The 12,644-nt window shown below is 69.7% G+C and carries 12 protein-coding genes; 7 read left to right on the forward strand and 5 right to left on the reverse strand.

The genetic code is table 11. The features are described 5' to 3' along the window. Positions 1-3 precede the first annotated feature (3 nt). Positions 4-600 carry a hypothetical protein gene (locus H4W81_RS44685; protein WP_192780334.1) on the reverse strand — a complete coding sequence of 199 codons (597 nt, stop codon included), beginning with the start codon at positions 598-600 and terminating at the stop codon, positions 4-6. 121 nt (positions 601-721) lie between these two features. On the opposite strand from H4W81_RS44685, the gene H4W81_RS44690 reads away from it, so the two are divergent. Next, on the forward strand, positions 722-1,300 hold the full coding sequence (locus tag H4W81_RS44690) for a YqgE/AlgH family protein (RefSeq protein WP_192780335.1): 579 nt from the start codon (positions 722-724) through the stop codon (positions 1,298-1,300). Here the strand turns inward: H4W81_RS44690 and H4W81_RS44695 are convergent. Further along, positions 1,297-1,914, reverse strand: a complete 618-nt coding sequence (locus tag H4W81_RS44695; RefSeq protein ID WP_192780336.1) for a TetR family transcriptional regulator — start codon at positions 1,912-1,914, stop codon at positions 1,297-1,299. The genes H4W81_RS44690 and H4W81_RS44695 overlap by 4 nt on opposite strands. A gap of 123 nt (positions 1,915-2,037) precedes the next feature. Here H4W81_RS44695 and H4W81_RS44700 point away from each other — a divergent pair, with 123 nt between their 5' ends. The 6 genes from H4W81_RS44700 to H4W81_RS44725 all read left to right on the forward strand — a co-directional run bounded on the left by H4W81_RS44700 (position 2,038) and on the right by H4W81_RS44725 (position 8,985). Next, positions 2,038-3,618, forward strand: coding sequence for a DHA2 family efflux MFS transporter permease subunit (locus H4W81_RS44700; RefSeq protein ID WP_192780337.1), 1,581 nt, complete (start codon positions 2,038-2,040; stop codon positions 3,616-3,618). A 90-nt stretch (positions 3,619-3,708) separates the two neighbouring features. After that, positions 3,709-3,966 (forward strand): DUF3039 domain-containing protein, encoded by a 258-nt coding sequence (locus H4W81_RS44705; protein WP_192780338.1) that lies wholly within the window; start codon positions 3,709-3,711, stop codon positions 3,964-3,966. A 77-nt stretch (positions 3,967-4,043) separates the two neighbouring features. Continuing rightward, positions 4,044-4,916 (forward strand): zinc metalloprotease, encoded by an 873-nt coding sequence (locus H4W81_RS44710; protein WP_192780339.1) that lies wholly within the window; start codon positions 4,044-4,046, stop codon positions 4,914-4,916. Positions 4,917-4,942: 26 nt separating this feature from the next. Then, on the forward strand, positions 4,943-6,319 hold the full coding sequence (locus tag H4W81_RS44715; protein ID WP_192780340.1) for an MFS transporter: 1,377 nt from the start codon (positions 4,943-4,945) through the stop codon (positions 6,317-6,319). A gap of 73 nt (positions 6,320-6,392) precedes the next feature. Continuing rightward, positions 6,393-7,109 carry a hypothetical protein gene (locus H4W81_RS44720; protein ID WP_192780341.1) on the forward strand — a complete coding sequence of 239 codons (717 nt, stop codon included), beginning with the start codon at positions 6,393-6,395 and terminating at the stop codon, positions 7,107-7,109. A gap of 124 nt (positions 7,110-7,233) precedes the next feature. Further along, positions 7,234-8,985: a DEAD/DEAH box helicase gene (locus H4W81_RS44725; RefSeq protein WP_318782460.1), complete on the forward strand. Its 1,752-nt coding sequence runs from the start codon at positions 7,234-7,236 to the stop codon at positions 8,983-8,985. Positions 8,986-9,432: 447 nt separating this feature from the next. Here the strand turns inward: H4W81_RS44725 and H4W81_RS44730 are convergent, their stop codons facing one another. The 3 genes from H4W81_RS44730 to H4W81_RS44740 all read right to left on the reverse strand — a co-directional run bounded on the left by H4W81_RS44730 (position 9,433) and on the right by H4W81_RS44740 (position 12,598). Beyond that, positions 9,433-9,978, reverse strand: coding sequence for a hypothetical protein (locus tag H4W81_RS44730; protein ID WP_192780342.1), 546 nt, complete (start codon positions 9,976-9,978; stop codon positions 9,433-9,435). A gap of 482 nt (positions 9,979-10,460) precedes the next feature. Then, positions 10,461-11,030 (reverse strand): isochorismatase family protein, encoded by a 570-nt coding sequence (locus H4W81_RS44735; protein ID WP_318782461.1) that lies wholly within the window; start codon positions 11,028-11,030, stop codon positions 10,461-10,463. 284 nt (positions 11,031-11,314) lie between these two features. Continuing rightward, positions 11,315-12,598 (reverse strand): nicotinate phosphoribosyltransferase, encoded by a 1,284-nt coding sequence (locus H4W81_RS44740; RefSeq protein ID WP_192781424.1) that lies wholly within the window; start codon positions 12,596-12,598, stop codon positions 11,315-11,317. Positions 12,599-12,644: the final 46 nt, after the last annotated feature.

The raw sequence follows: 12,644 nt of genomic DNA on the forward strand, positions 1-12,644 counted from the left end.
GGTCTACTCCCCGGCGCCCGGACGCCTGCCGACGGCCCTGGTGAGCGGGCCGTCGGGCGTCTGGCGCGGCCAGATCGAGCCGTACCACCACACGATCCCGCCCATCAGCACGAGCCCGGCCCCCGTGGCCAGCTTGCCCATGAGGTCGGCGGGCGGGCCCGTGTACGGCAGGTGGCCGTCGCCCTCACCCCAGTTCCGCCACCTGCCGTTTCCCCAGCCGGCACTGTGCCTCGGGCAGTCGTTGTAGACCCGATGGGCGTCGACCAGCTTGTCGTCGTGCTCGTTGCTGACGTGGTTGACCTGAATGCTGGCCGAGCGCCCCCTCGGGATCGGCACGTACACGGTCGTGCTCCTGCGCGCCTTCACCGTGCCCCGCTCGACCAGGTGGTCGTCCTTCTCCACGGTGAAGCCGGCCGCGTAGTCGCTGTTGCTCTCGAGCAGCACGGGCACCATGTTCGTGTCGCAGTTCTGCTCGCGGACCGTCATGGTGAAAGGGTCGTTCTCTTTGAGGTCATCCGCGGAGGCGGCCGTCGGAAAGAGGATCATCGCCCCTGTCGGCATCAGCAGCAGGGAGAGGGCGAGTCGGTTCCCGGTGGTCATGGCTTCTCCCGAGCACTTCAAGATTGTGATCTTTGCTACCTACAGTGCCCATATGTATGCGCTCGGTAACATCAGGCGCTCGGGGGCGCGGGATGCGCTCCGCACCGGTCATGATGGAGTCATGGCGGAGGCGATCTACGTCGGCGGGCTGTTGGTGGCGACGCCACTGCTCGACGATCCCAACTTCCGGCGGAGCGTGGTTCTGATCCTCGAACACGACGTCGACGGCGGCACTCTCGGTGTGGTGCTGAACCGGCCGAGCGAGATCGCCGTCACCCAGGTGCTACCGGTGTGGGACACCCTGGTGAGCGGTCCCGCCGTGCTCTTCGAGGGCGGGCCCGTCCAGACCGACAGCGCGCTGGCCCTGGCCGCGGTGCCGAGCGGGGAGGAGCCGCTGGGCTGGCGGCGGCTGCACGCGGGCACGCCCGCCGTCTCGCGGCTGGGCACGGTCGATCTCGACGCGCCACCCGAGATCCTGGCGGGCGAGATCGCCCAGATGCGGATCTTCGCCGGATACGCGGGGTGGACGTCGGGTCAGCTGGAGAGCGAGATCGCCGAGGGGGCGTGGTACGTCGTTGACTCGGAGGCGGGTGACACCTTCGACGCCGACCCCGGGCGGCTGTGGCGCTCCGTGCTGCGCCGTCAGCACGGGGAGCTGGCCTTCGTGGCCACCCACCCCGACGACCCGACGATGAACTAGCCGGCGAGGTCCCAGCCGGGGCGGAAGCTGCGCTCGGCGAGGGTGAGCGCGGCCTCCACGCGGTCGAACATCTCGCCCATGCTGGTGATCTTCGGTCTGGGGCACTCGAAGCCGACCCTGACGGTGGCCATGGCGTAGGCGACGACCATGTGGGGGAGTTGGTGGACGGCGGGGTCGAGGCCCTGGCGCCGGGCCACCTCGACGGCCAGGCGCCGCTCGGTCTCGACGCCGCGCGCCACGCTCCTGCCGGCGAGCGCGGGGTTGGACTCGATGAGCCGCTGCATCTTCATGAATCTCTCGGTGTCGTCAGGTGTCGCGTCGTTGAACTCTCGCATCATGACGCGCAACGCCTGCAGGAGGGACGTGAAGGGCGGCTCGTCGTCGGGCCGGTGCAGGAGCGCCTCGGTGAGGACCTCCTCGCTGTGGTCGTGGAACCACAGGACGACGTGCTCCTTGCCGGTGAAGTAGCGGAAGAACGTGCGAGCTGAGATCTCGACGGACCCCGCGATCTGCTCCACGGTGGTCATCTCGTATCCTTGTTCGAGGAACAGGTCGAGCGCCGCGTCGAGGATCGCGAGTCGCGTCTTCTCCTTTTTACGCTCCCGTAGGCCCATGGCAACCTCCCTGTCACAGTGTGCCACATGTCAGCGGCTGCTAAATAAAACCATTTGTCATTTGTCATCCTGTGCCATAAATTTGCCCTCGACTATCGATTCGTATGCATTAGGGGGACTTCCATGGCCGAAGCCAGGACCATGACGGCGAAGATGCCGTCGGATCCGGAAGGGGGCACCAAGGGCAGCCCATGGCTGACGCTGCTGGCGGTCTCGCTCGGCGTCATCATGGTGATGCTCGACGGCACCGTGGTCGGCATCGCCAACCCCAGCATCGGCGCGGATCTCAAGGCAACCCTGTCGGACCTGCAGTGGGTGACGAGTGGTTACCTGCTGGCGCTCGCGGTCTTCCTGATCACCGCGGGCAAGCTCGGTGACCTGTTCGGCCACAAGCGGATCTTCCTGATCGGTGTCGCGGGCTTCACCCTGACCTCGCTGGCCATCGGCTTCTGCAGCTCGATCACCCAGTTGATCATCCTGCGCGTGCTCCAGGGCCTGTTCGGCGCGCTGCTCCAGCCCGCCGCCCTGGCGCTGCTGCGCAACGCCTTCCCCGGCCCGAAGCTGAACCAGGCCATGGGCGCGTGGGGTGGCATCATCGGTCTGTCCAGCGCCGCGGGCCCGATCGTCGGTGGTCTGCTGGTGGAGAACGCCACCTGGCAGTCGGTGTTCTTCATCAACGTGCCGGTGGGCATCGCCGCACTGATCATGGGTGTGCTCATCATCAACGAGAGCAAGACCCAGCTGCTGGCCAAGGTCGACTGGCTGGGCGTCGTGCTCCTGTCGGGCGCGATGTTCTCGCTGGTCTGGTCGATCATCAAGGCGCCCGAGTGGGGCTGGGGCGACGTCAAGACGGTGGGCTTCCTCATCGCCTTCGCGCTGCTGACCGCCGTGTTCATCTTCTGGCAGACCCGGGCCAGGCAGCCGCTGGTGCCGCTGTCGATCTTCAAGAACCCGTCGGTCACCATCGGCACGGTGCTGATGATGATGGTGGCGTTCGCGATGTTCGGCGCGATGTTCTTCCTCGGCTTCTTCTTCCAGGGCGTGCACGGCCTCACTCCGCTGGAGGCGGGCGTGCGCATGCTGCCGATGAGCGCGGGCATGATCATCGCTTCGCCGCTGGCGGGCATGGCGATCGGCCGGCTCGGCCCGAAGATCACGATGGCCGCGGGCCTGGTCATCACGGCGCTGGCCATGTTCCTGATGTCCCGTCTGGGCATCGAGGCGTCGTTCGTCGACAGCGGGATCCCGTTCCTGGTCCTGGCCTTCGGCCTGTCGCCGGTCTTCGTGGGCGCCACCGAGATCATCGTCGGCAACGTCGAGCCCCAGTACGCCGGTGTCGCCGGTGGCGTGCAGCAGTCCGCCATGCAGATCGGCGGCGCGCTGGGCACGGCCATCCTGGGCGCGGTGATGGCCAGTGAGATCGCCGGCACGCTGCCCGGCTACCTCGGCCCCGCGGCCAAGACCATCCCGCCCGCCCAGCTGAGCCTGCTCGAACAGGCCGCGGCCTTCGGCACCGCGCCGACCCAGGGCCTGCCCGCGCAGCTGGCCGAGGTGGTCACCAACGCCGTGCACAACTCGTTCATGGACGGCATGCACCTGGCCTTCCTGGTGAGCACGGGCGTGGCCATCCTCACCGCGATCCTGGCGCTGTTCGTCAAGCGCGGCGCCACGCCGACCGAGGGCGCTCCCGTCCACGTCGGCTGAGGCCGATCCAGCCCTGCGGCTCCCGCCGGTTTCCGGCGGGAGCCGCAGCTCTTTTGTGGAGGGAGGGCGTCGGCCGCATACACTCGATGCGTGAGCACGAAGATCCTTCCAGAGCAGGAAACAACCCCGCGGCTCTCGCACGGTGACGGCGACCACGAACGGTTCGCCCACTATGCCGACAAGCACAAGATCACCGAGAGCATGGTGACCGGCACGCCGATCCGCGCCCTGTGCGGCAAGGTCTGGGTGCCCAGCCGCGACCCGAAGAAGTACCCGGTCTGCCCGGAGTGCAAGGAGATCTACGAAGGGCTGCCACAGGGCGGCGACGGTGACGACGGCAAGCAGTGAGTGTTGATCGCGGGAAATCCCCCGAGGCGCAGCTAAGGTCGCGATATTGACCAGCTCATGCCGCATCGGGGGATCGCATGGCCCGGCGTACGACCGCCGCTGCTCTGGTGTGCCTGCTCGCCGCCTGGCCCTTGGCCGTGGCGACCGCGCCCGCCTCGGCCACGGGAGGCTGCTCGCCGGCCTCGAGGAACGGCAGGGGCGACGCCCGTCCCGAGCCCGCCCCGGTGGCGGCCGTGCTCGCCGACCTCGCCTCGCGGGCGCGCCCCTCCGCCGACCTCGCCGCTCCCATCACCGTGCCGATGTGGGTGCACGTGCTGAGCGACGGCGTCCGCAGAGCTCCTGACGAGGCGGTCACGGCGCAGGTGGCGACCCTCAACGCCGCCTACGCGGGCGAGTACGGCGGCGTCGACACCAATGTGCGCTTCCGCCTCGACGGCGTCACCGTGACCTCCAAGGCCACGTGGTTCGCCAACCCGCTGGGGCACGAGGCGGAGATGAAGACCGAGCTGCGCCGCGGTGGCTCGGACACCCTCAATCTGTACGTCGGCCAGCTGGCCGAACTCGTGCTGGGATACTCGACCTATCCCTTCTGGTACGCGAACAACCCCCACCTCGACGGCGTCGTCATCGACTGGCGCAGCCTGCCGGGCGGCGCGATGGCCGACTTCGACCGCGGATTCACCAGCGTGCACGAGATCGGCCACTGGCTCGGCCTGCTCCACACCTTCGACAACGGCTGCGGGCCCCTCGGCGACGGCGTGGAGGACACCCCGCCGCAGGCCACGCCCACCGAGGGGTGCCCCGAGAGCAAGGACACCTGTCCCGAGCCCGGCGCCGACCCGATCCACAACTTCATGGACTACACCCATGACCGGTGCATGTCGGAGTTCACCCAGGGGCAGGCCGTCCGCATGCACGAGATGTGGTCGGCCTACCGCGCCCAGACCTGACGATCCCACCTGACTAGGATGTGCGGGTGACAGCACCGAAGACACTAGACACTCCATACGCACCCCCTCGCATCTTCGGTTCCGAATACCGCGCCGCGAGCCTCGGCATCCTTCTCTGCGTCACCCTGGTCGCCTTCGAGGGCATGTCCGTCGGCGTGGTCATGCCCGCCATCTCGGAAGAGCTCGACGCCCTCGGCCTGTACGGCATGAGCTTCTCCGCCTTCCTCATCGGCGGCTTGTTCGCCAACGTCGTGGCGGGTCTGTGGTCGGACAGGAAGGGCCACGCACTGCCGTTCATCGCCGGCATCACGCTGTTCGTCATCGGCATGGCGCTGGCCGGAGCGGCGGTCAACAAGGAGCTGTTCGTCCTGGCCAGGATCGTGCAGGGGCTCGGCGGCGGCTCGACCATCGTGGCCTGCTACGTCATGATCGCCAGGGTCTACGCCCCCGAGGCCAGAAGCAAGATCTTCGCGGCCATCTCCGCCGCCTGGGTGGTCCCCGCCATGGTCGGCCCCGCCGTCGCGGGACTCGTGGCCGACACCGTCGGCTGGCGGTGGGTCTTCTACGGCATCTGCCCGCTCATCGTGCCCGCCCTGATCATGCTGCTTCCCGCGCTCAGGCAGAGCTCGCGGGGCAACCCGGAGCAGGCGGTGCGGTCCGTGCCGCGCATCATGGCGGCGGCCGCCACCGCGGGCGGCGCCGCGCTGCTGCTGTTCGGCGTGGACCGGGTGCACCAGTCGCCGGTCGCCGGCGGCCTCGCCACCGTGGGCGGCCTGGCGCTGCTCGTCATCGGCCTGCCCAGGCTGCTGCCCAAGGGCGCGCTCAGGTTCGCCCGCGGACTGCCCACCACGATCATGATGCGCGGCATGTACTCGGCGGCGTTCTTCGGCGTCAACTCCTTCATCCCGCTCGTCCTCACGCAGGTGAAGCACTTCGGCACCGCCGAGGCGGGCATCGCGCTCACCACCGGCGCGCTCGGCTGGTCCACGGGGGCCTACCTGCAGAGCAGGCGCGCCTACTCCGCGCAGAAGCTGCTGCGGCTCGGCGCCGCGGCCGTGCTGGTCGGAGTGCTGGGCACGATGCTCACCGCACTGCCGCCCTTCAGCGGCTGGGTCGCGGTCCCCGCGTGGATCGTCGCCGGACTCGGCATGGGCATCTCCGTCACCACGGTCAGCGTGACCATGATGCGGCAGTCGCCCGAGGACGAGCAGGGCAAGAACTCCGCCGCGATGCAGGTCATGGACACCCTCGGCGCCGCGCTCGCCATCGGTGTCGGCGGCGCGCTGATCAACCTGATCGGGCACGCGCCCGCCCAGATCTCGACCGGGTTCGTCGTGATCGCCCTCCTCATGGGCGCCATCGCGCTGGCCGCCGTGGTGATCGCCTCCAGGATCAGGACCTGAACTCATTTCCCCCTCGCGCCCCAGCGATCACGAATCCCCTGATGGCCGCCCGCATGAGTGATAAGACGGCGGCATGGAGGACGATCGACGGGTGTGGCCGCCGGGTTCGCCCGACCCGGATCCGCCGTGGAATCCGCAGCTCAGGCGGACGGTGGAGCGGTCTCTGCCCGACGCCCTGCCGCCCGACACCCTGCCGCCCTCCGCCCGGCTGTACGGCGCGCCCGCCGCGCCCAGGAGGCCACGACGGTGGCCGCGCAGGGCGGGGGCGCTCCTCGCTCTGATCGTGGCGGGCGGGCTGGTCGCGGGGCTGGCCACGGTCGTGCTGCGGCTGGCCGTACCCGATCAGGCCAGGACGGCGATGCTGACCGACGCCACGGCCGCCGTCGCGATCCCGCTGCCCGAAGGGTGGCGGCAGGACCCCGTGCCGCCCGTCACCGGCTTCACCTCCGCCGCCCGCCGCGGCGGCGAGGCGCTGGTCATGGCGCGGCCGAGCGGCGCCCCCGCCGACGCGGCCAGGGCCACGGCCGAGGCCGCGGAGCTCTACTCCCGGCTGCTGCTGCACGGCGACACGGTGCGCGTGGTCGAGGACCGGCCCATCACCATCGGCCCGTACGGCGGGCACACGCGTTCGCTCCGCGCGGAGTACAAGGACGTGGTGAACCGTCCGGCGTATCTTCGAGTGATGCTTCTCACGAAACCCGGCAGGACGGTCGTCGTCGTCGGGCTCCTCCAACCCGACGAAACCACCAGCAGGCAGGCGCTCGACGAGGTCATGACGAGCGTGCGATAAGCCCAATAGCACGCAGAGGTGAGCTTGGCCAGGATCCGCTTAGCACGGCACGTCTTGTCGGTGCCCCCGATTACCCTTGGGTCACTGTGAGAGAGCGAAGCACACGAGTCCCAGAGGTGATGGCGTGAGTACGTTCGCGGCATCCCACCTGTCGCCCTCCTATCCCGACCGCGCAGCCTGGGGCACCGCGCCCAAACTGCGCGCCTGGCAGCAGGAGGCCTTCGACCTCTACTTCAGGCGCGAGCCCCGCGACTTCATGACCGTCGCGACGCCCGGCGCGGGAAAGACCACCTACGCGCTGCGCATCGCGAGCGAGCTGCTCACCCAGGGCGTGATCAGGGCGATCACCATCGTCACGCCCACCGAGCACCTCAAGCGTCAGTGGGCCGACGCGGCGGGCAAGGTCGGCATAGCGATCGATCCCGAGTTCAAGAACAGCCAGGGCACCACCTCGCGCGACTACCTCGGCGTGGCGGTCACCTACGCGCAGGTCGCCATGCACCCTGCGCTGCACAGGGCCCGCACGGAGGCGCGCAAGACGCTGATCATCTTCGACGAGGTCCACCACGCGGGCGACGCCAAGTCGTGGGGCGACGGCATCAAGGAGGCCTTCGAGCCCGCCACCCGCCGCCTCCACCTCACCGGCACCCCCTTTCGGTCCGACGACAGTCCCATCCCCTTCGTCGAGTACGCGGAGGACGCCGAGGGCTTCAAGCGCAGCGTCTCCGACTACTCCTACGGCTACGGCCCCGCCCTGGCCGACGGCGTCGTGCGCCCGGTCATCTTCCTGGCCTACTCGGGCGAGATGAAGTGGCGCACCAGGGCGGGCGACGAGATCGCCGCGACGCTCGGCACCCCGCTCACCAAGGACCAGCTCTCCCAGGCCTGGCGCGCCGCGCTCGACCCCAAGGGCGACTGGATCCGCCAGGTGATGCAGGCCGCCGACCGCCGCCTCACCGAGGTGCGTCGCGGCGTGCCCGACGCGGGCGGCCTGGTCATCGCCACCGACCACGAGGCCGCCCGCGCCTACGCCCGCCACCTGCGCAACATCACCGGCGAGGGCGCCACGGTCGTGCTCTCCGACGACCCCGGGGCGTCCAAGAAGATCAAGCAGTTCTCCGCGTCGCAGGACAGGTGGCTGGTCGCGGTCCGCATGGTGTCGGAGGGCGTCGACATCCCCCGCCTGTGCGTGGGCGTCTACGCCACCTCCACCTCCACGCCGCTCTTCTTCGCCCAGGCGGTCGGGCGCTTCGTGCGCGCCCGCAAGCGGGGCGAGATGGCCTCGGTCTTCCTGCCCTCGGTGCCGACCCTCATGGGGCTGGCCAACGAGATGGAGCTCGAGCGCGACCACGTCCTCAACAAGCGCCCGCCCGAGGACGGCCTCGACGACAGCCTGCTCGAGAACGCCAACAGGCGGCAGGACAACCCAGACGTCCTCGGCGACGAGCTGCCGTTCGAGACGATGGAGACGAATGCCACCTTCGACAGGGTCCTGTTCGACGGCGGCGAGTTCGGCACGGGCGCCGAGGTCGGCTCCGCCGAGGAGGAGGACTTCCTCGGCCTGCCGGGGCTGCTCGAACCCGACCAGGTGGCCTCCCTGCTGCGCAAGCGACAGGCCGACCAGCAGGCGGCCAAGCGGCGCGCGCCCAAGCCGGCCGAGCCGGTCATGTCGCCTCATGAGCAGCTGGCCGAGCTGCGCAAGGAGCTCAACGGGCTGGTGGGCGCGTGGAACCACCGCACGGGGCAGCCGCACGGGGTGATCCACTCGGAGCTGCGCCGCGCCTGCGGCGGCCCGCCGATCGCCCAGGCGACGGGGGAGCAGGTCCAGGAGCGCATCAACAAGATCCGCCAATGGGCGACGCAACGATCCCGCTAGCGCACTTTCCATGAGCTCCTTTACGGCACAGCTATTAGGAGCTTTCTGTGCGGCACAGCTTTAAGAGCTTTCTGTACGGCACAGCGGGCTGACGGCCACCGGGGTCACCGGTGGCCGTCAGCCCATCACGCATACTCCAGCAGGACTCCGGTGCCCGCCGTCACGTCAGGCTCCTTGACCGCCTGCCGGATCACGGACCAACCGCCTCACCAAGAGCTGATCGGCCCTCTCGCCGACCGACCGCCTCACCGACGGCTGATCGGCCCCCTCATCGACCGACCGCCTCACCGACGGCTGATGGGCCCCTCACCGACCGACCTCGGCCTCGTTGACGTCGCCTGTCCCGCGCCTCGTCGACGCCGACCGACTCCCACTTCCTCGACCCGTCCCCGCCGCACCGATCCGCCCCGTCTCATCGACTGATCGATCGGTTGGCCAGCCTGGGGTTCAGCGGCTCAGGGGGATGCGGTTGCCTGAGCGGCCGTCCACGGTCACGTAGCGAGGGCCGTCGGGCAGGTCGAGGGTGAGGGCCAGGGACGCGGTACTGTGCTCGACGTGCACGGGAACCGTCCTGGCGCCTTCGTGGTGGGTCTGCGGCGTGCCCTCCCAGCGACCCTGCGGGGCGCCTTCGCTCACCCAGACCCTCAGCTCGCGTCCCTTGCGGCGCAGGACCACGTCGGCCGTCCTGCACTCGTCGGACGCGGCCGCCCAGTAGAGCCTCAGCCGCTCGTGACGCCTGCCCAACCGCGCCGCCTGAGGCACGGGCGTCCGCTCGACGCACTCCGCCATGGCGGGCTGCTGCGCCGCCGCAGGCACGTCGTAGGCGACCACCACGCGCGACTCCCGCTCCTCGCTGACCACCACCGTCGCCGCCTCCATCGCCACCAGGGTCAGCACGGCTCCGATACGGGCCGGATGGCGGCCGCGTACGAGGAACCAGAGGCACAGCGGCGACAGCACGAGCCAGGCGAGGCCGAGAGCGAAGGCGAGCATGGGACGTCCTCTACACGTCGGATGAGCTTCCTGGCTCTCCGTAGTAGTTCAGGAGCGAGGAGTTCTCACCGCCTTGACCATCACATCGCCGGCGCGTTGCGAGGTGTCTAACCTCCCAGCACCGTCAGCGAACCACGATCACCTTCCAGGTCGTTGGCAGGCCACCTGGTTGCCCCACAGAACGCCCTCCGGGTTGTCCGGGGGTGGCTGAGCCGTCCTCGGTCGTGAGTAGGCGACCAGGCCCGCGCAGAGGCAGATGTCCAATGGGAGACCAGATCGTCCTCGCCGCCTTCTAGGACGTCAGTGGACAATCAGCCGGTTCCGGATCCGCCTGGTTGCCCTCCAGGCCGCCTTCCGGGGCGGCTGCGGGTGACCGAGTCGCCGTTGGATCATGAGTGGGCGACCGGGCGGCTGCAGGGCGGCCAAGGGCTCCGAGCCGCCCTCCGGGGTGCCAGCGGACGGCTGGGTTGCTCGCCGGGGTGTCAGTGGACGACTGGGTCGCCCTTCAGGGTGGCGCCTGCGTCGCGGAGTTGGGCCAGGGCCACCTCCGTTGTCTGCCTGGACACTCCGGCCGTGAGGCCCAGCAGCACGCGCACCGCGAGGCCGTGCTCCACCGCGTCCATGGCCGTGGCGCGGACGCAGTGGTCGGTGGCGATGCCCACGACGTCGACCGTGTGGACCTTGCGCTCTGCCAGCCATTCCCCCAGCGGCTGGCCCGCCGGCGAGGATCCCTCGAAACCGCTGTAGGCCGCCTCGTTGGCGCCCTTGCTGAACACCTCTTCGACCTTCGAGGTGTCGAAGGCGGGGTGGAAGTCGGCGCCCTGGGTGCCCACGACGCAGTGCGCCGGCCAGGTCCTGACGAAGTCGGGCTCGGCGTGGAAGTGCGAGCCGGGATCGATGTGGTAGTCGCGGGTGGCCACCACGTGGTCGTAGCGATGGGAGGCCACATGCTCGCTGATAGCGGCCGCGACCTCGGCGCCGCCCGACACGGGGAGGCTGCCGCCCTCGCAGAAGTCGTTCTGCACGTCCACGATGATCAATGCGGTGCTCACACTGTCGAGCCTACTCATGCCCCACCCGCCGAGGCGGACCAGGGCAAGCAGGCCATGACGAGCCGGACACGACAGGGCGAACGGAGCCGGGCGAGCAGGGCGGGGCGAGTAGCGGGGGCAGGGCGGCCGTAGCCGGACGAGCGAGGCCGGCGCAAAGTGGCACCGCATGAGCAGGGCGGGAATGCAAGACGGGGCTAGCCAGGGAGGCGGCTAGCCGGGAGGGAGCGGGCGGGGGAGGGGCCTGGGAGGGTGCCGCCAGTGGGCTGGCGGGGCGAGGGCGAGGGTCAGGCGAATTCGGTGGGGATGGCCGCGTAGCCCCGGCCGAGGTGGAGTGCGTCCTGGGGGAGGAGGGCGACGGTCTCGCGGTGCCGGTCGCGGGCCGCGATCAGGGGCTCGGCGCCGACGATCTCGCCGTCCACAACCAGCTCGTGCAGCAGGGGGAGCCCGCCCTCGGGCGCGACGCCCGAGGTCGTGACCACCTCGGTCTCGAACCTGCCCTGGTCGTCCAGCAGGCGGAAGGCCTGCTTGCGCCCGCCGCGGGACGGCTTGCCCACCGAGCGCTTCGCCACCGCCTCCAGCTTGCCCGATGCGGTCTCCCTGGCCACCAGCTTGTAGACCAGGGCCGCCGTGGGTACGCCCGAGCCCGTGACGAGGGAGGTGCCGACGCCGTACCCGTCGACGGGGGCGGCGGCCAGCGCGGCGATGGCGTACTCGTCCAGGTCGGAGGTGACCAGGATGCGGGTGTTGAACGCGCCGAGCGCGTCGAGCTGCTCGCGCACCTCTTGGGCGGCGGCGGCCAGGTCGCCCGAGTCGATCCTGACCGCGCCGAGCTTCGGACCGGCCAGCTCGACCGCCGTCCGCACCGCCTCCGCGACGTCGTAGGTGTCGACCAGCAGCGTGGTGCTCTCGCCGAGCGAGGCGATCTGGGCCTGGAAGGCGTCGCGCTCGCTGTCGTGGAGCAGCGTGAAGGCGTGCGCCGCCGTACCGGCCGTGGGGACGCCGAACTCGCGTCCGGCCATCAGGTTGGAGGTGGAGGAGAAGCCGGCGATGTACGCGGCGCGGGCGGCGGCGACGGCCGCCCGCTCGTGCGTACGGCGGGAGCCCATCTCGATGATGGGCCGGCCGCCCGCGGCGTTGGTCATGCGAGAGGCGGCCGAGGCGATCGCGCAGTCGTGGTTGAGGATGGACAGGATCATGGTCTCGAGGAGGACGGCCTCCGCGAACGTCCCCTCCACGACCATGATCGGCGAGGCGGGGAAATACAGGTCGCCTTCGCGGTAGCCGTACAGGCTCCCGGAAAATCGGTAATCGCCGAGAAACGCCAGAGTCGGTTCGTCGACGACGTTGTGCTCGCGGAGGAAGGTGAGTTCTTCCTCACCGAAGCGGAAGTGCTGCAGTTCGTCCAGCACTCTGCCGGTGCCGGCGACCACCCCATACCGCCGTCCGCCGGGCAAATGGCGCGCGAACACTTCGAAGACAGCTCGCCGGTGGGCCGCGCCACTGCGGAGGGCGGCCTGCAACATCGTCAGCTCATAGTGATCTGTGAGCAACGCAGTGCTCATGGTCATTCTCACGAGTTCGAGACTACGGCCCAGATAGGGCAGACTCGGGGAT

Source organism: Nonomuraea africana (assembly GCF_014873535.1).
GTDB lineage: Bacteria > Actinomycetota > Actinomycetes > Streptosporangiales > Streptosporangiaceae > Nonomuraea > Nonomuraea africana.

Bases quoted from the DNA above. Each gene is read 5' to 3' on its own strand.
- H4W81_RS44700 (WP_192780337.1), top strand. From the start codon at position 2,038: ATGGCCGAAGCCAGGACCATGACGGCGAAGATGCCGTCGGATCCGGAA.
- H4W81_RS44695 (WP_192780336.1), bottom strand. From the start codon at position 1,914: ATGGGCCTACGGGAGCGTAAAAAGGAGAAGACGCGACTCGCGATCCTC.
- H4W81_RS44740 (WP_192781424.1), bottom strand. From the start codon at position 12,598: ATGACCATGAGCACTGCGTTGCTCACAGATCACTATGAGCTGACGATG.
- H4W81_RS44730 (WP_192780342.1), bottom strand. From the start codon at position 9,978: ATGCTCGCCTTCGCTCTCGGCCTCGCCTGGCTCGTGCTGTCGCCGCTG.
- H4W81_RS44685 (WP_192780334.1), bottom strand. From the start codon at position 600: ATGACCACCGGGAACCGACTCGCCCTCTCCCTGCTGCTGATGCCGACA.
- H4W81_RS44720 (WP_192780341.1), top strand. From the start codon at position 6,393: ATGGAGGACGATCGACGGGTGTGGCCGCCGGGTTCGCCCGACCCGGAT.
- H4W81_RS44690 (WP_192780335.1), top strand. From the start codon at position 722: ATGGCGGAGGCGATCTACGTCGGCGGGCTGTTGGTGGCGACGCCACTG.
- H4W81_RS44710 (WP_192780339.1), top strand. From the start codon at position 4,044: ATGGCCCGGCGTACGACCGCCGCTGCTCTGGTGTGCCTGCTCGCCGCC.